At 63.4% G+C, this 18,075-nt stretch carries 26 protein-coding genes and 1 pseudogene; 11 read left to right on the forward strand and 16 right to left on the reverse strand.

From position 1 onward, the window contains the following. Positions 1–38: 38 nt before the first annotated feature. Positions 39–677 carry a hypothetical protein gene (locus tag BLV92_RS21820; protein WP_090548702.1) on the reverse strand — a complete coding sequence of 213 codons (639 nt, stop codon included), beginning with the start codon at positions 675–677 and terminating at the stop codon, positions 39–41. 148 nt (positions 678–825) lie between these two features. Beyond that, positions 826–1,836 carry a hopanoid-associated sugar epimerase gene (gene hpnA, locus BLV92_RS21825; RefSeq protein ID WP_090548705.1) on the reverse strand — a complete coding sequence of 337 codons (1,011 nt, stop codon included), beginning with the start codon at positions 1,834–1,836 and terminating at the stop codon, positions 826–828. Positions 1,837–2,088: 252 nt separating this feature from the next. Between hpnA and BLV92_RS21830 the strand changes: the two genes are divergently transcribed. Next, a complete protein-coding gene (locus tag BLV92_RS21830; RefSeq protein ID WP_090548708.1) occupies positions 2,089–2,385 on the forward strand; it encodes an acylphosphatase in 297 nt (98 codons plus the stop codon). Positions 2,386–2,533: 148 nt separating this feature from the next. On the opposite strand, the gene egtD is transcribed toward BLV92_RS21830, so the two are convergent. Continuing rightward, positions 2,534–3,514, reverse strand: coding sequence for an L-histidine N(alpha)-methyltransferase (gene egtD / locus BLV92_RS21835; RefSeq protein ID WP_090548711.1), 981 nt, complete (start codon positions 3,512–3,514; stop codon positions 2,534–2,536). Positions 3,515–3,887: 373 nt separating this feature from the next. Between egtD and rarD the strand changes: the two genes are divergently transcribed. Continuing rightward, on the forward strand, positions 3,888–4,781 hold the full coding sequence (gene rarD, locus BLV92_RS21840; RefSeq protein ID WP_090548714.1) for an EamA family transporter RarD: 894 nt from the start codon (positions 3,888–3,890) through the stop codon (positions 4,779–4,781). Between the two features lie 31 nt (positions 4,782–4,812). Here rarD and BLV92_RS21845 read toward each other — a convergent pair whose 3' ends face one another. Beyond that, positions 4,813–5,373: an Mpo1 family 2-hydroxy fatty acid dioxygenase gene (locus BLV92_RS21845; protein ID WP_090548717.1), complete on the reverse strand. Its 561-nt coding sequence runs from the start codon at positions 5,371–5,373 to the stop codon at positions 4,813–4,815. Between the two features lie 257 nt (positions 5,374–5,630). On the opposite strand from BLV92_RS21845, the gene BLV92_RS21850 reads away from it, so the two are divergent. After that, on the forward strand, positions 5,631–6,269 hold the full coding sequence (locus BLV92_RS21850; protein WP_090548721.1) for an HAD family hydrolase: 639 nt from the start codon (positions 5,631–5,633) through the stop codon (positions 6,267–6,269). 91 nt (positions 6,270–6,360) lie between these two features. Here BLV92_RS21850 and BLV92_RS21855 read toward each other — a convergent pair whose 3' ends face one another. The 5 genes and pseudogenes from BLV92_RS21855 to BLV92_RS21875 form a co-directional block, all read right to left on the reverse strand. Continuing rightward, positions 6,361–6,621: a hypothetical protein gene (locus BLV92_RS21855; RefSeq protein ID WP_090548724.1), complete on the reverse strand. Its 261-nt coding sequence runs from the start codon at positions 6,619–6,621 to the stop codon at positions 6,361–6,363. Continuing rightward, a complete protein-coding gene (locus tag BLV92_RS21860) occupies positions 6,614–7,363 on the reverse strand; it encodes a DNA/RNA non-specific endonuclease (protein WP_090548726.1) in 750 nt (249 codons plus the stop codon). Before BLV92_RS21860 ends, BLV92_RS21855 begins: the two co-directional genes overlap by 8 nt. 319 nt (positions 7,364–7,682) lie before the next feature. Next, entirely contained in the window at positions 7,683–8,042 is a 360-nt protein-coding gene (locus tag BLV92_RS21865; RefSeq protein WP_090548729.1) for a DUF3564 domain-containing protein, read from the reverse strand. Positions 8,043–8,205: 163 nt separating this feature from the next. Continuing rightward, positions 8,206–8,934 (reverse strand): annotated as a pseudogene (locus BLV92_RS33125) (phage terminase large subunit family protein); the annotation flags it as partial. Positions 8,935–9,100: 166 nt separating this feature from the next. After that, complete coding sequence (locus BLV92_RS21875) at positions 9,101–9,829, reverse strand: hypothetical protein (RefSeq protein ID WP_143040712.1); 729 nt, start codon at positions 9,827–9,829, stop codon at positions 9,101–9,103. A 160-nt stretch (positions 9,830–9,989) separates the two neighbouring features. Between BLV92_RS21875 and BLV92_RS21880 the strand changes: the two genes are divergently transcribed. From BLV92_RS21880 to BLV92_RS21900, 8 genes are all read left to right on the forward strand, one after another. After that, positions 9,990–10,661: a PAAR domain-containing protein gene (locus BLV92_RS21880; protein ID WP_110332511.1), complete on the forward strand. Its 672-nt coding sequence runs from the start codon at positions 9,990–9,992 to the stop codon at positions 10,659–10,661. Between the two features lie 10 nt (positions 10,662–10,671). Then, entirely contained in the window at positions 10,672–11,205 is a 534-nt protein-coding gene (locus BLV92_RS32670) for a PAAR domain-containing protein (protein ID WP_244283886.1), read from the forward strand. 15 nt (positions 11,206–11,220) lie between these two features. Next, positions 11,221–11,778 (forward strand): PAAR domain-containing protein, encoded by a 558-nt coding sequence (locus BLV92_RS31710; protein ID WP_143040713.1) that lies wholly within the window; start codon positions 11,221–11,223, stop codon positions 11,776–11,778. 14 nt (positions 11,779–11,792) lie between these two features. Further along, positions 11,793–12,293, forward strand: a complete 501-nt coding sequence (locus BLV92_RS31715; protein WP_110332512.1) for a PAAR domain-containing protein — start codon at positions 11,793–11,795, stop codon at positions 12,291–12,293. After that, on the forward strand, positions 12,293–12,805 hold the full coding sequence (locus tag BLV92_RS32370) for a PAAR domain-containing protein (protein WP_177197994.1): 513 nt from the start codon (positions 12,293–12,295) through the stop codon (positions 12,803–12,805). The genes BLV92_RS31715 and BLV92_RS32370 overlap by 1 nt, the downstream gene beginning before the upstream one ends. 2 nt (positions 12,806–12,807) lie before the next feature. Continuing rightward, positions 12,808–13,740 carry a 3D domain-containing protein gene (locus BLV92_RS21895; protein WP_090548737.1) on the forward strand — a complete coding sequence of 311 codons (933 nt, stop codon included), beginning with the start codon at positions 12,808–12,810 and terminating at the stop codon, positions 13,738–13,740. Positions 13,741–13,743: 3 nt separating this feature from the next. Beyond that, the gene (locus tag BLV92_RS31720) at positions 13,744–14,163 is read left to right on the forward strand and encodes a hypothetical protein (RefSeq protein ID WP_143040714.1); all 420 of its coding nucleotides are present in this window, start codon (positions 13,744–13,746) and stop codon (positions 14,161–14,163) included. A gap of 264 nt (positions 14,164–14,427) precedes the next feature. Beyond that, positions 14,428–14,706 (forward strand): hypothetical protein, encoded by a 279-nt coding sequence (locus tag BLV92_RS21900; protein ID WP_143040715.1) that lies wholly within the window; start codon positions 14,428–14,430, stop codon positions 14,704–14,706. An 8-nt stretch (positions 14,707–14,714) separates the two neighbouring features. On the opposite strand, the gene BLV92_RS32375 is transcribed toward BLV92_RS21900, so the two are convergent. Genes BLV92_RS32375 through BLV92_RS32175 form a run of 7 tightly spaced genes read right to left on the reverse strand, consistent with a single transcriptional unit; the run spans position 14,715 to position 17,839 of the window. Continuing rightward, complete coding sequence (locus BLV92_RS32375; RefSeq protein ID WP_090548743.1) at positions 14,715–15,503, reverse strand: DNA-methyltransferase; 789 nt, start codon at positions 15,501–15,503, stop codon at positions 14,715–14,717. Then, positions 15,500–16,270 carry a DNA-methyltransferase gene (locus tag BLV92_RS21910; RefSeq protein ID WP_143040716.1) on the reverse strand — a complete coding sequence of 257 codons (771 nt, stop codon included), beginning with the start codon at positions 16,268–16,270 and terminating at the stop codon, positions 15,500–15,502. Before BLV92_RS21910 ends, BLV92_RS32375 begins: the two co-directional genes overlap by 4 nt. Next, positions 16,248–16,883: a hypothetical protein gene (locus tag BLV92_RS21915; protein WP_244283887.1), complete on the reverse strand. Its 636-nt coding sequence runs from the start codon at positions 16,881–16,883 to the stop codon at positions 16,248–16,250. The genes BLV92_RS21910 and BLV92_RS21915 overlap by 23 nt, the downstream gene beginning before the upstream one ends. Continuing rightward, positions 16,829–17,107, reverse strand: a complete 279-nt coding sequence (locus BLV92_RS32675) for an adenine nucleotide alpha hydrolase family protein (RefSeq protein WP_244283888.1) — start codon at positions 17,105–17,107, stop codon at positions 16,829–16,831. The genes BLV92_RS21915 and BLV92_RS32675 overlap by 55 nt, the downstream gene beginning before the upstream one ends. A gap of 5 nt (positions 17,108–17,112) precedes the next feature. Beyond that, positions 17,113–17,322, reverse strand: coding sequence for a hypothetical protein (locus BLV92_RS21920; RefSeq protein ID WP_090548749.1), 210 nt, complete (start codon positions 17,320–17,322; stop codon positions 17,113–17,115). Then, positions 17,319–17,558, reverse strand: a complete 240-nt coding sequence (locus tag BLV92_RS21925; protein ID WP_090548752.1) for a hypothetical protein — start codon at positions 17,556–17,558, stop codon at positions 17,319–17,321. Before BLV92_RS21925 ends, BLV92_RS21920 begins: the two co-directional genes overlap by 4 nt. Continuing rightward, entirely contained in the window at positions 17,555–17,839 is a 285-nt protein-coding gene (locus BLV92_RS32175; RefSeq protein WP_167627130.1) for a hypothetical protein, read from the reverse strand. The genes BLV92_RS21925 and BLV92_RS32175 overlap by 4 nt, the downstream gene beginning before the upstream one ends. Between the last annotated feature and the right edge of the window lie 236 nt (positions 17,840–18,075).

Raw genomic sequence — 18,075 nt, forward strand, 5'->3', positions numbered from 1 at the left:
GCGATCCGGCGGCCCCGGCGTGAAACGATGCCGGCGCGTTAACGCTGCGTCAGCATCATGTACATCTGGATCACCATGTCCGGCGAGAACGTGAACGGCACCCAGCCGTGGCCGGTATGGCGCATCACCAGCAGACGGTCGCCGTTCGACTGCTTCTGCACCGCCATCACCGGATTGCGCGTCGACGCGAAGCGCCAGCCCGGCGGAATGTCGGGCGGCGGCTCCGGCAGCATCGACGCGCGCGCGTTCGCCAGTTCCTCGATCAGTTGACCGACCTGCATCGGGTGCAGCGACACCGTCTGCCCGCCGATCGTCATCGTGATTTCGTTCTGCGACGGACGGCCGACCTGGAGCGTCGGCGGCTCGGCGGCGGTTGCGTCTGCGGTTTCGGCTTCCGCAACGGCCACGGCGGTTTCACTGTCAGGCGCGGATGTTTCGGCCGTGGCGTCGTCGTCGTGCGACGGAATCGCGACGGCCGTTTCCGCGGCCTCGACCGGCGTGTTCACGCCAGCCGGCTGTTCGGTTACCGCGTCGGCGGACGTTTCGGGAATAACGGCAGGCTGTTCTATGGCTACGGACGCCGGTTCGGCGGACTGCGCGGCAGGCGCCGCGGCGGCGACCTGGATGAGCTGATCGACGCCCGCTTCGAGCGCGCCGATCTGGTCTTCAAGATTCATGCGAGGCTTCTTCAGGTAAGACCCGCGATTTTACCCGCTCGCAGCGCGGCTGCGTCCCGCGCCGTTGCGCGCATGTTGCAACAAAAGTTGTAACAAATTGCGCGATCGGCACGCGATCGGTACGGAACCGCTCGCCGTCGCCGCCCGCTCACGCGTTCAGATAACCGGCCGCGCGGAACCAGTCGAGCGCGTCCTTCAGCCCTTCGCGATACGGCCGCGCGCGATAGCCGAGTTCGCGTTCCGCCTTCGCGGACGTGAAGTACATCTTGTTCTTCGACATCTTCAGCGCGTCCACGGTGACGAACGGCTCGCGCTTCGTGAAATGCGCGACCGCTTCCGCGCCGAGCGCGAGCGGATATAGCGGCCAGCGCGGCAGCGCGATGGTCGGCGGCTTGCGGCCGACCATGCCGGCGATGTCCGCGAGCATCTGCTGGAGCGGCAGGTTCTCGCCGCCGAGGATGTAGCGTTCGCCGATGCGCCCGCGCTCCAGCGCGAGAAAATGCCCGGCCGCGACGTCGTCCACGTGCACGAGGTTGAGTCCCGTATCGACGAACGCCGGAATCTTGCCGGTCGCCGCCTCGACGATGATGCGGCCGGTCGGTGTCGGCTTCACGTCGCGCGGGCCGATCGGCGTCGACGGATTCACGATCACCGCCGGCAGTCCGTCCTGCTCGATCATCCGCTCGACCGCGCGTTCCGCGAGCACCTTGCTGCGCTTGTACACGCCGATCGCCTGATCGGCTTTCAGCGGCGACGTCTCGTCCACCGATGCGCCCGAACCCGTCACCTTCAGCGTCGCGACGCTGCTCGTGTAGACGATCCGCTCGACGCCCGCGTCGAGCGCCGCGCGCATCGTCGCTTCCGCGCCTTCGAGGTTCGCGCGCTCGATCTCGTGCGGGTCCGGCGCCCACAGCCGGTAGTCGGCCGCGACGTGGAACAGGTAGCGCACGCCGGCGAGCGCCGTGCGCATCGACGCGACGTCGCGCATGTCGCCGGTCACGATCTGCGCGTCGAGGGTCTCGACGTTGGTGCGCGGGCTCGTCGGGCGCACCAGCACGCGCACCGCAAAGCCCTTCTGCTGCGCGATGCGGGCGACGGCCGAGCCGACGAAGCCGGACGCGCCGGTGATCAGCACGAGATCGCGTTGGGAATCGGTCATTCGGGATTCGCTTCCATGGTCGGTGGCGGACGGCGGCGAGACGCGCCGCCCGGAGTCGGTGTGGCACGGATTGTACGTGGCGCGCGGCGCTCGCGGCGTGCGCCGCGGCAACCGCCGCGCACGGATGCGGGCGATTGGATGTACCGGCGATGCACCCGCGCGTGCAGGATGCGGCCGCCCCGGCGCACGCGGGAGAGGACGATTACAATGCCGCCCTGAAGAGCGTACCGAAATGGGAAAGAGGAGAGAACGATGACCGGACCTGATCTGGATTCGCGCATCGAAACGTACTACGTGCGCGTGCGCGGCACGGTGCAGGGCGTGGGCTTTCGCCACGCCACGGTGAGACAGGCGCACGCGCTGCGCATTCGCGGCTACGTGGCCAATCTCGAAGACGGCTCGGTCGAGGCGGTGATCCAGGGGCCGGCGAACGAGATCGACCGGATGCTGTCATGGCTGCGGCGCGGGCCGCCTGCCGCGCGCGTGACCGATCTGGTCAGCGAGGAGCGGTCGAGCGACAAGCGTTACGAACGCTTCGAGCAGCACTGACGCGCGCGCAACGCCGCCGCTTTGTCGTTGCTTCGTCGTTGCTTCGTCGTTGCTTCGTCGTTGCTTCGCCGTCGCTTCGCCGTCGCTTCGCCGTCGCTTCGCCGTCGCTTCGCCGTCGCTTCGTCGCCGGAATCCGCGCGGTTGCCGGCTACTTCACCGCGAGCAGGCTTTCCGCGAACCCCCATTCCTTCTCGACCCACTGACGCCGGCATTCGAACCCGGCGTCGGCCGCGATCGCCGGAATCTCGTCGGCGTGGTACTTGTGGCTGCTTTCGGTCCAGATCGTCTCGCCGGCTTCGAGCGATACCGACAACGCCGCCGCGCGCACGTGCGCTTCGACGCGCCGCTTCGCGCGCAGATGCATCTCGACGCTGCGCGCATCGGGATTGAAGCGCGCGACGTGCTCGAATGCGTCGAGGTCGAAGTCCGCGTCGAGTTCCCGGTTGATCCGCGCGAGCAGGTTCAGGTTGAACGCGGCGGTCGCGCCGATCGGGTCGTCGTACGCGTCGAGCAGCGTCTCGACCGGCTTCACGAGGTCGGTGCCGAGCAGCAGCGTGTCGCCGCTTTTCAGCATCGCGCGGATGTCGCGCAGGAAGCGCGTCGCCGCGAGCCGCGCGAAGTTGCCGATCGTGCTGCCGAGAAACAGCACCAGCAGCCGCTCGCCGTCCGCGCGCTGGCGGCTGACTTCCGCGAGGCCCGCGAGATAGTCGCGCTCGTAGCCGACGATCGAGATGCGCTCGATGTCGCCGAGTTCGCGGCGGCAGAGTTGCAGCGCCGCGCGCGAGATCTCGATCGGGCAATACGACGTTGGCTGCCGGCGGCACAACGCTTCGAGAATGCGGCGGGTCTTGCGGCCGCTGCCGCTGCCGAGTTCCGCGACCGTCACGTCGGACGACAACTCGCCGACGATGTCGGCCGCGTGACGCGCGAGCAGGCGTTCTTCCGCGCGCGTCACGCCGTATTCGGGCAATACGGTGATCACTTCGAACAGCGCGGAGCCGACTTCGTCGTACAGGTATTTCGACGGCAGTTCCTTCTGCGGCGCGTGCGTGAGGCCGGCGCGGACGTCGGCGGCGAAGCCGCTGGCGACGGCGGGTAGAGGCGCGGGATGGGGCGCGGGACGGATCATGCGGGCTCCGGGATGGATGAATGGCAGGGCGGGATGCAGAGTAACGCGGGTGACGGTTGCGCGCTTGCCGACGACGCGCGCCGGAACGCGAGACTTACGTTCTAGTCCATCGCGGCGCGATCCGCACGGGCCGATTCGCGCTGCGCCGCGATGCCCCCCGTAGCAGCACGGCGCATGCCCGCGCATCGCGCAACCGGTCTAGAATGCCGGCTGCGTCGCGGCGGCAGCACGGCCGGCGGCCAGTAGCGGCGGCGCACGACCGCCGGTGAAAACCTTTACATCCGATGACGAACAACGCTTGTCCACGGGGTCCGTCCGCGACCGCCCTGGTGTTTTCCCTGCCTTCTTGTCCGCTGTTCGCGCCGCCGATTCGATGAACCAGTTCGATTACGGACGCGGCCTCGCGTTTTCGGTCGGCGCGTCGGCGCTGTTCGCGCTGCTTTCCGCCTACACGTTGCTACTGCGGCCGCTCGGCGGCCTCGACATCTTCGCGTGGCGCGTGGTCTGGACGGTGCCGGGCGCGCTGCTGCTGATCGCGCTGCGCGGACGCTGGCCGCAGTTCCGCGCGCTCGTCGCGCGGATGCGCGCGGAGCCGCGCGTCGCGCTTTCGCTCGCCGTGACCGCCGCGCTGCTCGGCTCGCAGTTGTGGGTGTTCCTGTGGGCGCCGCTGCACGGGCGGATGCTCGAAGTGTCGCTTGGCTATTTCCTGCTGCCGCTCATGATGGTGCTGGTCGGACGCTTCCACTATCACGAGCGGCTCGACGGTTTGCAGTGGGCCGCGGTCGCGTGCGCGGCGGCCGGCGTCGCGCACGAACTGTGGGCGACACATGCGTTTTCGTGGCCGACGGTGCTGGTGATGATCGGTTATCCGCCGTATTTCATGCTGCGTCGCCGGCTGCGCGTCGATCCGATGACCGCGTTCGCGGTCGAGATGACGCTGCTGTTTCCGTTCGCCGTGTTTCAGGCGTATGCGGGCGGCTCGTTCGCGCTGCTCGAAGGCCGCGCGCTGTTGACGTTCGTGCTGCTGCCCGGACTCGGCGTGTTGAGCACGCTGGCGCTCGCGTCGTGGCTGAAGGCGAGCCGGATGCTGCCGATGGCGCTGTTCGGCATCCTCGGGTATGTCGAGCCGGTGCTGCTTATCGTCGTGTCGGTGACGCTGCTCGGCGAGCATCTGAATGCGCGCCAGCTTGCGACCTACGTGCCGATCTGGCTCGCGGTCGCGCTCGTCGCGCTGCATAGCGCGCGGCTGGTGCGGTTGTCGCGATGAGCCGCGCACGGCGTCGACGCCGCGCATTTTTCTAGCGATGACCGGTGCGGGGCGTGCGTCCGGCGCGCGCTTCGTGACCCGCAGCGCGCGCCGGCCCGGCCTTCGCGTCGATCGCGGCGCGCAGCGCGGGCCGCCAGCCGGCGCTGAACAACGCTTCCGCGAGCACGAACAGCGGGCCGATCAGCAACCCGATCACGTCGTCGACGAACGCGGGCTTGCGATGCTCGTAAGCCGCATGCCCGACGAACTGGAACACCCAGCCGATCACGAACAGGCCGATGCCGCCGCCGAGCCACCATGTCGTGGATTGCTGCGCGAACCACGCGCCGGACGCGACGCACGCCGCCGACACGACCGCCATCGCGATGCCGAGCGACACGTCGAGCGCCAGGTAATAGAGCGTCGCCGCGCCGAACAGCAGCCACGCGGGCGACAGCGCGACCGGCCATGCGGCCGGAGTCCACGCGGGCCGCGACAGCAGGATCGCGAGCGCGACGACGATCAGCGGAATGCCGACGAAGTGGGTCGCGATGTTGCGGCGGTCGCGGTGATAGGCGGCGTATTGCGCCAGTTGATCGGTCAGGGTTTTCATGGGCGCCGCTCCGTCTCCGGGTTGTTGTGTGCTGCCGATCCGCGCAGATTACCCGAGACGGCGCGGCTGCGGACAGACATAGAGGGCGCGCTCTACGCCCCAGCGTTGCGATGTTGATCGATGCGTATACAGATTGATCGTAACGATCAATCTAAGCAGCCGCGCGGATTGCCGATACTTCCGGTTTGCACCGACAATGTCCCGTATCTCCTTCTCCCGGCCATCCCGGCCGTGATCGCCATGACCGGATTCCCCCGATGACCGACCGCATCGTCGCCGCCTTCGACTTCGACGGCACCATCACCACGTCGGACAGTTTTCGCGCATTCGTGCTGCATGCGGCCGGCCCCGCGCGGTTCGTGCTGGCCGCGCTGCGCTGCCTGCCGTCGATCGCCGGCGTACCGCTGCGGCTTGCCGACCGTGGCCGCGCGAAGGCGCGTTTCCTGTTCGCGGCGCTCGGCCCGGCGCGCTTCGAGACGCTCGACGCCGCCGCCGACCGGTTCGTCCGCGAGCGGCTGCCCGCGCTGCTGCGCGACGACATGCTCGCGCGCATCCGCGAGCATCAGGCGCTCGGTCACGAGGTGGTGCTGGTCAGCGCGTCGCCGTCGCTGTATCTGCGCAAGTGGGCGGCGTCGGCCGGCATCGACACGGTGTTAGCCAGCGAACTCGAATGGCGCGACGGCGCTTATACCGGCCGGCTGGCGGGCAGGAACTGCTGGGGGCCGGAGAAGTCCGCGCGGCTGCGCGCGTGGTGGGGCGAACGGGCGCCGCGCACGCTGTACGCGTATGGCGACAGCCGGGGCGATCGCGAGATGGCGGCGCTTGCCGACCATCCGTGGATTCGCGGCACCGTGCCGATGCCGCCGATGGCCCACGCGGCTGGCGGCGCGATGTGAGACGCCGCCGTCGAACACGCTGATGGCCCGCGCGGGGAGCGCGGGCGAGGGCACGCCGTTCCGGCGTGAACGGCCGCGCGCTGGTTAGCTGTCAGTTGAATGGATTGTCGATGACGCCGGGTTTCGCGTCCGGTTCGTCCGCGACTTTCGCGGGCAGATGCGGATCGGCCTGCAGGCGGGCCACCACGCTGTCGAGCGCGGCCTTCAGCGCGAGCGCGGCCGCGAGGCCGCGCCTGTCGCGCGTGAGCGCCAGTTCGCCGGCGATCCGCACGGCCGTCCGGCCGTTCGCCACCGTCAGCGCGTCGCCTTGCACGTTCAGCACGTCGTCGTCGTTCGCGTATGCGTCAAACACCTTTTAGTCCTCCTGGGCGCTGGTCCTTCAGGTTCTCCGGAATGCCGGGGAAGCGGATGCCGCTCGCCGCTTCGAGTTCGTGCACCGTGCGGATATCGTAGCGGTTCGTCGACACGTTGTCGGCGACGATCGCGAACGCGACCCGCCGCGACGGCACGTAGACCACCTTGAACAACTGCGTTGGCACGAACACGCGCGACGCTCCGATCGTCTGCAACTGCGAGCCGGAAAACAGCGGGCCGGTGACGACATACGCGTCGCCGTCCTTCGATGTGATCCGCCGCACCGCGGTTTCGAGCCGCGACCACAGGCGCTGGTTGTTCTCGCGGTTCTGCGGGACGATGTTCGCGAGCGAGAACGACTGCGCCATCGCCTCCGGGTTCCAGCGGTTGCCAGCCGGGCTCATGTGACCGCGGTCGAAGCCGCTGCGCCTGTAGTCGGCTAGCGTCGCGCCTTCGCCGGGCGGCAGCCGGTCGTCCTCGAAGAAGCGGTTCGTGCGCGTCATCTCCTTCGCGGCGTCCAGGTGGTCGCGCGTCAGGTGCTCGGCCGACCACAGCGGCCCATGCGTGACGCCCGAATGCAGCACGACGAAGTCCGCGTAACACAGCACGCGGGTCTTCGGCGCCATGCGCGCATTCGAGAGGGTGGGGAACTGGCCGTCGGGGACGAACCGGGAACACGGCGGCGCGGCGAAAACATGGCTCGCGGCGGCCATCAACAGACACGCAAACAGCTTCTTCATCTGCAAAAGCGGGCATGGGGAAATCGGCGGCCCGCCAGTATAGCGGGCGGGTGCGCGATTGCCCAACGCGCGCGGCGGTGTCGGCGGAGGCGGGTCAGAGAGGGGCGAGGAGGCGGGCGCGCGGATTGTCGCGCGTCATGCGCGGAGTGCGACGCCCGGATGCGTTCGGGCGGCTTGTGTTTCCGCCTGCGTCATGCAGCGCGACCGTTCGATTTTTCTTCGGACAACGGAAGTCCGCTGCGTGGCGCAATGCGCCGCGCAGCGTCAGCGTGTAACGATGGGTAGCTGGAGAGATCGAGAGGGCAACGCCCCGCACCGCTCAATCCGCGAACAGCGAATGCTCCGCGCGGATCGGCTGGCGATCGACGGCCTGCAGCCGCCAGTAGCCGTTCATCGGCGCATGCGACAGCTCGCACGACCACGTCGCGTCGCCCTGTGACGTACTCACCTGCTGGCGCCGGTCCACGTGCAGTCCGCTCAATGTGCACAGCGGCTTGTCCGCGCTCGGCGCGCACAGCGTTGTCACGCCGCCGGTGTCGCGCAGTTCGCCCCATTCGGGCAGTTCGATGCCCGCATGCGATTCGCGCGACCACCGCTGCTGTTCGGTGTCGAGCCAGAGCACTGCGTAATCGTGGTTGACGGTCGGGTCGGAGCCGTTGATCAGGATCGTGAGTCGCATGGTGTAGTCGCTGGCGGGCAGGAGGAGGGAATGTTCAAGTCTAGGATGAGTTCGCGCGGACGCAAGTGGGCGATTCGCATGGTGCGGCCGCTTCAATAGCGTTTGTGCAAATGGTCGTTCGCGCATCGGCGGATTGATTCGATGAGCGTAACGAATGGGTCGGTTATCGGCGGGCTTGAACCCGATAGGACCGCTTCCAGATTGAGGGTTCGGCGCGCCGGTCCGGCCCCCGCCGCAACGCATGAACGCCCGGTCTGCGCGACTTTCCCCATGACAGACGATGGCGGGAGGCACAGAAGCCACAGTTCAAAGACTCGAAGACGGACGTCGAAGGACAGAATGACGTCACCGCGTTGTGCCGCCACCTGCTGCGTGAACTTCCACGAGCCGCGCATCGGCCGATGTGCCCGCGATGCCTGAACACAACGCGATTCCGAATGTGCCCGTGAAAAGCGATGCGTGCCGGATGCCGCTCCTCGAACGCGACACGCGGACAAGACATCGGTCGTCTGCTTCGTGCGCCTCGAACCGACGGCCGTGAGGCAACGCGGTTGACCGGCTCGGCTGACCGGCGGTCTGGTGCGAGCGCGCGCAGCCGTTGCGCTTCACTCCACGCCGCGCCGCACGCTTCGCAGTAAATGCGCGCGGTCTTCGGCAGATGCCGCGTTTCGTCGTCCGGATCGCGCGCCCACTTCACATGCGCGAAGAATTCCGGAAATTGCCGGTGTCCGCAGTGAGGACAGGCAACCGACGCGCGCCGCTGGTCGGACTGCGCATAGGCGCTTGCGATACGGCTCTGTTCTTCGATGGTTGGCGAACACGCGCGGATCGACAGCCAGTTTGCGAAAGTCGCCGTGCGTTCCTCTGCGAGCGCGATTGGTTCGCCTTCGCGCGTGAGCGCCCGCCGAACCGCAGCGGCGCATCTTTCCGACCGACTACAGCCGCGACGATCTGGTTAACCGCCTGGTCGAATCAGAGTCCGAGAATCAGCGGCTTTGGGAGCGGATTCACACGCTCACCATGCGCATAGCCGAACTGGAACTGCTGGTTCCGTAGCGTCACGCCGCCTGTGCCTGCATGTCGTCGGCGACGATGCCCGCCTCACGCAGCAGCGTATCAATGCGTGCAACCGCATTGTCCAGGCGGCCCGCAACGTGCCGGTTTCCGACGAGATCCGCCTCAATGATCGCGACGTACGCGGCGACCGTATGACGGTTCACGCCGCAGCGTTCCGCGAGGCTCACCGCCGTTTCGCGCGTGCGTGTCAGTGCGTTCGCAATGATCGCGCGGTGCAGCTTTTCATTGGCGGCATGCCCGGCGAGCAGCGGCGCGACGTGCGCGAGTATCACGCGCATCGCTTCGTTCCATTCGGGATTCGGGTAACTCCCCGAGCAGCAGCGCGACCCGCACGAACACCGCAGCGCGGGCGGCGCATACGCCACGACGAGCAGCGCGCGCGACAGGGGCGCGAGGCGGTCCAACTGGCGGCGGATACACCCGGCCTGTGCGGTCGCGTCGGTGCCGGTCAGCGTCGATTCGGACGGCACGCCCTGGTGCAGCACGCCGAGCGACGACATGCCCCCGCGCTCGACGGTATGGCGCAACGCATCGCGCAATGCCGCCGCGTGGTTCGAATAGATAACGCGCATGGTCGGAAATCCGCCCGGATCGGGAACAGTCCAGAAATGCAAAAACCCGCCGTAGCGGGTTTCAGGAATTCGGTAGAGACCAACACCATCCGAATTAATCGCCATCTTAGACACGTTTTGGCGAATGTCAAATTTCATTGGGTTTATTCGTACCGCATGAATTGGGGTCAGTGTTTAACGATTCTTAACCTATGTGGTTGGGGGAACCGGCAACCGATCAAGAATCAGGGCGTGATTTAGCTGCACGCTCACGCGCAACCTGCGCCAAAGGCGCTTTCCTGAATCAGGAGATTACGAAATGTCGAAACCGGAACGCAAAGGAACGCTTTACCGCTTCGCTACCGTGGGCGCGCTCACCGAACGCGGCGGGCGTGTATCGACCGGGAGCGCGGGAAAACTCGCGGGCCTTCCCATTGCATGCGTCGGCGACGTGGTGACGTACCGTGACGGCGCGGAAGCCGTGATTATCGACGGTGCGGGATATGCCGCTACCTGCAAAGGCTCGCCGTATGCACTCGTTGGCAGTCGCCTGAGTAACGGCGACCGCATTGTTAAAACCCTTTGGGCGGAACTGGACACGGGCATTTTCCTTGAAGAAGGTAAGCAGATAGAGGGGCTATTCGATCCGGCCTGGGTAGCGCCGCCGTGCAAGCCGGTCGCGCGCTTTGCCGTTTTCGGCGCAACTACCGCACGGGGTGGCATGGTGCGCGAGGTATCAAGCGAATGGGATGTCGACGGAACGCACCGCAAGGCCGCGAGCATTGGCGATTTTGTCGAGTACGAGGACGGAACCCGCGCACGCATCATTACCGGCATCGGCATGCCAGGCAATACCGAAATGGGCTTTGCCGTTGTCGGTAGCTTGCTGGACAACGGCGACATGATTACGGACAGCCCGCACCGCGAGCCGCGCACGTCAACGAGTTTCGTTCCCGTTGACGAGCACGGCGTCGCACCGACGCGCCAGTAAGGGGGCAAGCATGATGCGTCGTATTGCAGTCGTCGGCGATCAACTCGATACGGGCGGCCAAATCGAACCCTACAGCGGGCCTATTTGCGCATGGGGCAATGGCGGCCGGCAGGTCGCACTAATCGGTGGCAGCGCGTATTGCGAGGCTTGCAACAGCATCGGCACGATTGCCAAGTCAGGCGGTCCGCGCCGTATCAACTTTATGGGCGAAACGGCGGCGGATGGCGATATCGTCCTTTGCAACTGCGCAACGCCGCCCCGTATCGTCGCGAAGCTGGCGGGCGAGTCATGGTGCGATGACATGGCCGAAGAATACGAGGCGCGTAAAGCCGCCGAAGCGCGCCGTGTTGCGATGCGCGAAACCGCGACATACGACGAGCAATACACGCTTGCTGATTCACACGGACGCCCGCTTGCGGGTGTCCGTTATCGCGTGCGTGTTAATGCTGAAACCGTTCTTAGCGGCGTTACCGATGCTCGCGGAAAGACGCAACGCGTTACCACAGATGGCACGAAGCGCCTGTATCTCGACGTTGCACACTAAGCAAAAGGACTAACGATGTCCGTCTATTACGCAATTGTGGACGGCGATCCGCTTACAAGCGGCCCGAATAGCCGCGTCTACGCGTGGAGCAAGTCGTGCTTTATTGACGATCCAGACGGCCGCGAAAGGAGCATGGCGTTTATCGGAGACAAGGCTCACTGCGAGAAGTGCAATAGCACGGGAACAATTATGGGCGGCGCGCGTGTTAGCAACGAACACCGATTGATAGACCTGGAGAATGGGGGGCGACGCCAGGCGGTCGGCGGCGATTATGTTCTCTGCAAGTGTCCCGAACGGCCCCAGGTCATCGCGCGATATGGGCGAAACTGGATCATTGAAGATGGCGGCGATATAAGCCAACAAACCACACGCGCGAGCGCCGCTAACGCCGTACTGTCTTACGACGAACGTTTCACCCTCACCGATACCGAAGGGCACCCATTGCGCAATATCCGCTATCGCGCGCGTATTGGCTTGAATGTGGTTGCAAGCGGCGTAACTGGCCCGAATGGACAGACGCAGCGCATTGTGACAAACGGGAGCCAAAACCTAACGCTTGAAATCGAGCGTTGAACAGGAGACAAGAAATGTCAGATCGACTGGTCGCCGATGGGGACCGCACTTCTACTGGCGGAGTTGTGTTCGGCTATAGCGGTTTTTTTAACGAAAAAGGCAAGGCATACGCTCGAAAAGAGAATAAGGCGACGTGCGGAAACTGCGAGGGTGCCTGGCCGATCTATGGCACTGCCAGCGACTGGATGGACGGCGGCGTACCGTATGTGAAAGACGGTGATCGCGTTCTCTGTCCCTGCGGAAAAAATATCGTTTTTGCCGCCGGCTCTTCTAACGCCTTCTATTCCGAAAGCGACGGCGAACCGTCCGTCGCGTCGCCGCCTACGGCCCTTATCTATGACCAGCAATACACACTCAAAAGTAGCGATGGTAAGCCGTGCGCGAATCTACCGTATCGTGTTCTCATAGGCTCAGAGGTTGTAGCTAGTGGAGTAACCGACTCGCAGGGAATGACGCAACGAATCGCAACGGACGCAGCAAGGCGGCTAATACTCGAAATTGCCGGGAGCGAATGATGCGAATTCCCGTAGTAAGGGACAGCGACGCTACAACGACTGGCGGGCGTGTCATTGCATTAAAAGCGATGATTCACGATAAAGGGAAAAAACTAGCCCTGGACGGCGAACACGCAACTTGCGGCAACTGCAAGGGATCGTGGCCGATGCACGGAACCGGCGACAAAATGCGGAACCGTGGAACGCGGGTTGTGCTTGATAACGATCCTGTTCTATGCCCGTGCGGAAAGAATCGCGTAATCGCCGCTTCGGACGCCAAGTGCTTCGTTCATAAAAATACGAATACCGAGCATTCTACTGTAGCGAAATCGCCATCTAGAGTTGAGCAAACTGCGCCATACGATGAGCAATTTACTTTGGTTGATGACGCCCGCCGACCACTCGCCGCTGTGCGTTACCGGATCGTCGTTGATGGAGAGCGGGTGATAACTGGAACAACGAACGCAGGCGGGCAAACCGAACGCGTGATTACGCGAAGTGCATCAAGCCTGAAACTTCAAGTGGAGAAATAAGAATGCCGGATAGCACTAACTATGTGACGGTTCACGACACCGCATGCACAAATACGAACCCCGATTCGTGTGTTGTGGTTCAGATCGCGGCGAACGTATTGGCGTGGGAGATTCCCGATAACAAGTACGGCGACAAATTACCTATGATTCCATCAAGTGCGCACGTACAACATGGGAAGATTCTCTATCATCTGCCGATCAAAGCGACGGTGGAAAGTCGCGGCGGTGTTGCCCTATCGGGCCGCAGTTTTACTGTAAAAAGCAATCGCACTAGCGATACTGTTCGGCTATCAGGGCCGACTGATTCGAACGGTTGTGCAATGGTCATTCTTGAATCGCGCGAACCTGGAATCCTATCGCTTACTGTTGCCGACGCTGATATAACGGCCATCGCGTTGTCTGTTACTCTAAAAGACGCGTGGTATGAGAGTACATTCCTTATAACAGGGTATCACGTTTGTTTTGAGAGTGACTTTTCAGGCGAGTCAGTTCTTGCTCACGGCACGAATGACTATCACAAACGCGATTTTCTCTACGGCGCGCGTGGCGTGGTAATGCAGGGTACAGGCAAGGCGTCCAACGGGAGGTACATTAGACCGACGCAGGTGCATTCAGGTTGGCATCGGAATAGTCATGGAAATCGTGACTATCTTGACAACCCAGACGGTGTAGCCTTTATGTACACTGACTCAGTGCAAGGGGCATACGGTCCTGTTAGAGAGAATCATTCGATAGCAATTGATCCGAGGATCATACCGAAGCGCGCACAAGTTGACATCGAAATGGTTGGATTGCGTTTCGGAGATGATACCGGCAGTGCCATTATCGGTCATCATATTGATAATTTTGTGGGCGCCGGTGCTGCGGTTCAGGCTACATGGGAAAACGGCTCGGTGAATAATACGCAGAGAAAGGTTAAGTATATTGGGATTTGATTAATGATAAATCGACTTTTTGCGCAGGGATTGGTAATTGTGGCTACAGGATTGATTGCCGTCCCGGCTGCCTATGCAGACGGGTCCGTTAGCTTTAAGGAAGATATTGTTCCGATGCTAAATGAGCGACCACAATTCAAAAAATTCATATTGCAATCTTTTTCGGTGACTGACGCCGGATGGGGAATTCGGGTAGATAGCCCGACAATGCCACATATGGGTGGTGCGCGAATGGGACCGTACAAATTTCAGGCGATCTGGCACAGCCCTACCGGCGACACCCCAATTACCCTAGTTATAGATACGAAAATTGAGTTTTTCGATAGTCACCATCGGCAAATAACCGGCGACGATCTGCGGGCGACTACTTCCATTACAGAAATGCTCGACTCTATTGAAATAGACCCACCGCGTGCGCAGTAGTTTCTATCCGGTACGCACACTATGCACGCCCCGCTTCGGCGGGGTTTTCATTCGAGCGTCAGCCGCGCCTGTTCCTACGTAGCGCTTGCGGGAAACTGCAAATCTTGACGATGCAAGATCGTTGATCCTCCCACGCGTTCTCTAACCTGTTCGATTGCGGTAAATCGAATCATTCGCTAGGCTCGGCCGCGTAGTAATAACCTATGCGGACCAGCATAACGAGTGTTCGCATTTCAATACAATCTCCTGTCAGGAGTATGTCTAATGCTTCAATGTCCACATTGCCTCACTCAAGTTCCACGGGGCGCGCACGTTTGTACTGGCTGCGCTGCTGAATTGCATTACGGTATACCGGAGAAATTGCTTGCGGTCGGCCTGATTGCGGCGACGATAGCGGGCCTGTATGTCGGCAATGGCATGAACGGCGGCGCGGTTGTCGGCACAATTGCCGGGTTTATGGTGTTCGGCGGGATTTATGCGTGCCTGCAAAAGGTGTTTAAAGATCGCGTCGTCTTTAAGCGAAACTACCGCACGACCGATTAAAGGGTTCTTTATCCCAGCGTCAGCCGCGCCTGTTCCTGCGTGTTGGCCGTTGCGTCGAACAACAACCCTTGCCGGTGTGCGTCTTCGATGCGCCCGCATGCCGTTTCGAAGTTTCCCGGATCAAGTTCGACGCCAACGAATCGCCGCCCGGTTTGCAGGCATGCGACTCCGGTTGAGGCCGAACCCATGAACGGGTCGAGCACCAGCGCGCCGGACGGCACGACGCGCAACAGTTCGCGCAGCAACGGTAACGGCTTCTGCGTGACGTGTACCCGGTCGCGTGGCGCGACGCACTCGTAAAATCCGGGTATCGCTTTTCCCGAAGCATCGGGCGGTAACGCGCCCGCCGTTCCCCATATCACGTATTCACATTGAGCCGTAAAGCGGCCGAGTTGCGGCCGTGCGTCGGGCTTGCACCACGGCACGATGCCGCGCCATACCCATCCGCCTGCCTGCATGTAATCCGTTGACGCCGGAAGCTGTCGCCAGTCGGTAAAGAACATGCCGAACGCCCCAGGCCTGCACGCCTGCAATGCAGCGGCCGACCATAGCGCCGCCCAATACGAGAACGCGCGTTGATCGCGGTTGTCACCGCTGAAATCCGGCAGCGTTCGCGCGCGCGAATCGTTCGGGAAGTATTTCCGGCGCGGGTCGCCCATCCGGTCGGAACGGAACTGGCCGCCCGACGAGTAAGGCGGATCGGTGAGCAGTGCGTCTACGCCCGATAACTGCGGCAGGATCGCGAGCGCGTCGCCGCAATACAGCGTCGCGGGGCCGATGATGACAGGGGCATTCACGATTGCCGTTCACTTGTGTGCTCGAATAGCATTCTTTGGCGCTGCGCGTCTTCGATGCGCCTGCAAGCTATTTCAAAGTATGGCCGTTCGCGTTCCATACCGACGAATGCGCGGCCCTGTTCGACCGCAGCTACGCCCGTTGTTCCCGAACCCATGAATGGGTCGAGCACCATGCCGCCCGGCCTTGCGAGTGAACCGACAATGAAACGCATGAGTTTTAGCGATTTTTGTGTCGGGTGCGCTTCCTTTCCCGGCTGGCCGTACCGGTAGCTATCGAACCTAAAGACGTTCGAACGCCTGCTGTTCGCGTCACCGAACCACGCACCGCGTCGATAGGCATACACAGCCAGTTCGAATCCGCTAGGCCACCAGTTACCTTTCATCGCGGGTGGCGGGGACAGTTTGACCCATGCGGCAGGCTTCGGGGTCATGCCAGCTTCGAGAAGTGCATCCGCCACGAGCGACGCCTGATGCAGTCCACAAAACCAGAATTGAGTATCGGACAGTCGCGCACAGGTTTTCACCGCCTCAATTACTGTTTCACGCAAGGCCGCATCGTCCCACGCAAACTGAAGGGTCCGCAGTCCACCATCCCTATGTTTCTGCATGCCGAATCTATGCGGGATGCAGTACGGCGGATCGGCGATCACGGCATCGACGCGCGCAAGCGTCGGCAGCACATCGAGGCAATCGGCACAATACAGCGTCGCGCTACCGATGATAACGGGCGCGCTTGCCATTGCGTCAGTCACCACAAAAGCAGTCAACGAGCGGCGCTTCGTCGGCGTCTTCCAGATCCAGCGGAATCTGGCGCGCGTAGAAAAGCGCTTCGCGTTTCAGGTCGCGATACGGCGGCCTGTCATTGCGAAACGTCGCGCCGTGTTCCGCGCTTTCCTGTTCGATCCACCAATCGGCCCGCCACGGCTCCGCGATGAGCGCGCGCACGATCTTGTGACGCGCTTTCAGAAAGCAGCAATCGCAATTACCGAAGTCGCCCTGCGGATCGAGCTGGAGGTCGAAAGGCTGCGTGCGCCAGAATGCGAGTACGTCGCCCTTCGTGACGTTGGCACGCGCGAGCGGTAATACCGGAATACCGTTTGAGTTGTCCCGCGCCGGATCGAGCATGCGTGCCACGCGTCGCGGTTCATCGGCGCGGATACCCATTACACTGTCCCACTCTCCGAAGCCATGCGTGTGCATGAATGCGCTACTCGCGCGCATCTTGAGATTGATCGTGCAGAGCCGCGCAACCGGATTCGGCAGCATGTTCACGGCACGCGTAAGCGCGGCGAACGGCTCGCCATGACGAGCCGCCGTTCCCAACGTCACGATGCGATACGTACAGAAACGTTGCGGCTTACCCTCAATGAACCGGTCCATTCCAGCCACGTTACCGGCACGCCCCACCGTCGCGCGCACTCGTCAATGAACGCCAGCGTTTCCTCACGTTCCTTGCCGGTGTTCTGGAACACCACGAAGCAGTCCGCCGGCAAACCGTGGTTCGCGCACAGGATTTCATGCAGCATGAAACCGCTAGTCCGCCCGCCGCTGAAACAGATTTGCGCCGGGCCGTGGATGATAAATGGCACGAGGTCTGCACGCATCGCGACTACTCCGCGCGGAACACCTGCGAGAACACCAGCGCGAGGTCTTCGCCCCTGCATGGCTTGTGTCCGTACCAGCGTTCGGCCTGTCGCGCGCATTCATCCGCGAGGGACGGCCACGCACCCCCGCGGCGCAGCGCTTCGGCGCGTACCTGGTCGCTGAGTGTGACGCGGTGCGCGTGCGCGCGCTTCGTACCTGTTTCGTGATCGTTCACGGCATACGCTCCTGGTGTTCTTCGCCGTGGAGAAAGCACGGATCGGGCGGCGTCGCGCCCGCGAGCGCCGCGCGCGCAACTCGTGCGATATTCGGCAGGCTGTCGGCCACGGGCGGACACTCCGCAATGTCGCGAATGAGCGCGAGCGCTTCGCGCGCCCGTGCGAGGTCGTGCAGTGCTCGCGCGCGCAGATGGTCCGCGTGGTGCAGGCGTTCGTCGCGTTGCCGATGGTTCATGATTGCTCCCCGGCCGCAAGCTGCGGCGCGTCCGGTCCGCAAGCGTCGTCATTCGCCGCAGCACCGTCGCGGAGCGCCGCCCACGCCTGCACGACGACGTGCGGAACCTGTCCATTGCCGAGCGCTTCGATTCGCTTCGCCCGCTGCGGAACCTTCGTTTGCGCCATGCGCGGCACGAATCCGGCGCCGCTGGCGTCCCGCGTCGCCGCTGAACCACGGATCAACCGCGCGAGCGGCTTGTGGGCCGTTCTCGCGTTTCCACGCATCGAAATGCGCGGCATCGAGCGGTGCCAGGTCGGTCCAGCCGTTCGGCCAGCCCATCAACCATTCGACTCATGCAGGATTGAGCGGGCCGCCGTCCGCGTAACAGCAAAGTTGCGGGGCTTTCCGTCGATACCGGCCGGGTGACGCGCCGGCCGCGTCCGTTTTCATCGGCGCGGGAAAGCGCGCCGCGTAACCAAGCGGCGTCCCGCCCTGCGCGTAACGCCCCGAACGCGCACCGGTATCGCCGGCGGTC

Origin of the sequence: Paraburkholderia caballeronis (assembly GCF_900104845.1) — a bacterium.
Classification (GTDB): domain Bacteria; phylum Pseudomonadota; class Gammaproteobacteria; order Burkholderiales; family Burkholderiaceae; genus Paraburkholderia; species Paraburkholderia caballeronis.

Excerpts from the sequence above, each read along its gene's own strand:
- BLV92_RS21845 (WP_090548717.1), bottom strand. The coding sequence starts at position 5,373 with ATGAAAACCCTGACCGATCAACTGGCGCAATACGCCGCCTATCACCGC.
- BLV92_RS31715 (WP_110332512.1), top strand. The coding sequence starts at position 11,793 with ATGTCAGATCGACTGGTCGCCGATGGGGACCGCACTTCTACTGGCGGA.
- BLV92_RS31710 (WP_143040713.1), top strand. The coding sequence starts at position 11,221 with ATGTCCGTCTATTACGCAATTGTGGACGGCGATCCGCTTACAAGCGGC.
- BLV92_RS21900 (WP_143040715.1), top strand. The coding sequence starts at position 14,428 with ATGCTTCAATGTCCACATTGCCTCACTCAAGTTCCACGGGGCGCGCAC.
- hpnA (WP_090548705.1), bottom strand. The coding sequence starts at position 1,836 with ATGACCGATTCCCAACGCGATCTCGTGCTGATCACCGGCGCGTCCGGC.
- BLV92_RS21875 (WP_143040712.1), bottom strand. The coding sequence starts at position 9,829 with ATGAAATTTGACATTCGCCAAAACGTGTCTAAGATGGCGATTAATTCG.
- BLV92_RS32370 (WP_177197994.1), top strand. The coding sequence starts at position 12,293 with ATGCGAATTCCCGTAGTAAGGGACAGCGACGCTACAACGACTGGCGGG.
- BLV92_RS31720 (WP_143040714.1), top strand. The coding sequence starts at position 13,744 with ATGATAAATCGACTTTTTGCGCAGGGATTGGTAATTGTGGCTACAGGA.
- BLV92_RS21880 (WP_110332511.1), top strand. The coding sequence starts at position 9,990 with ATGTCGAAACCGGAACGCAAAGGAACGCTTTACCGCTTCGCTACCGTG.
- BLV92_RS21860 (WP_090548726.1), bottom strand. The coding sequence starts at position 7,363 with ATGAAGAAGCTGTTTGCGTGTCTGTTGATGGCCGCCGCGAGCCATGTT.
- BLV92_RS21925 (WP_090548752.1), bottom strand. The coding sequence starts at position 17,558 with ATGAACCATCGGCAACGCGACGAACGCCTGCACCACGCGGACCATCTG.
- egtD (WP_090548711.1), bottom strand. The coding sequence starts at position 3,514 with ATGATCCGTCCCGCGCCCCATCCCGCGCCTCTACCCGCCGTCGCCAGC.
- BLV92_RS32670 (WP_244283886.1), top strand. The coding sequence starts at position 10,672 with ATGATGCGTCGTATTGCAGTCGTCGGCGATCAACTCGATACGGGCGGC.
- BLV92_RS21895 (WP_090548737.1), top strand. The coding sequence starts at position 12,808 with ATGCCGGATAGCACTAACTATGTGACGGTTCACGACACCGCATGCACA.
- BLV92_RS21915 (WP_244283887.1), bottom strand. The coding sequence starts at position 16,883 with ATGGACCGGTTCATTGAGGGTAAGCCGCAACGTTTCTGTACGTATCGC.
- BLV92_RS21865 (WP_090548729.1), bottom strand. The coding sequence starts at position 8,042 with ATGCGACTCACGATCCTGATCAACGGCTCCGACCCGACCGTCAACCAC.
- BLV92_RS21820 (WP_090548702.1), bottom strand. The coding sequence starts at position 677 with ATGAATCTTGAAGACCAGATCGGCGCGCTCGAAGCGGGCGTCGATCAG.
- BLV92_RS32175 (WP_167627130.1), bottom strand. The coding sequence starts at position 17,839 with ATGCCGCGCATTTCGATGCGTGGAAACGCGAGAACGGCCCACAAGCCG.
- rarD (WP_090548714.1), top strand. The coding sequence starts at position 3,888 with ATGAACCAGTTCGATTACGGACGCGGCCTCGCGTTTTCGGTCGGCGCG.
- BLV92_RS21850 (WP_090548721.1), top strand. The coding sequence starts at position 5,631 with ATGACCGACCGCATCGTCGCCGCCTTCGACTTCGACGGCACCATCACC.
- BLV92_RS32675 (WP_244283888.1), bottom strand. The coding sequence starts at position 17,107 with ATGCGTGCAGACCTCGTGCCATTTATCATCCACGGCCCGGCGCAAATC.
- BLV92_RS21830 (WP_090548708.1), top strand. The coding sequence starts at position 2,089 with ATGACCGGACCTGATCTGGATTCGCGCATCGAAACGTACTACGTGCGC.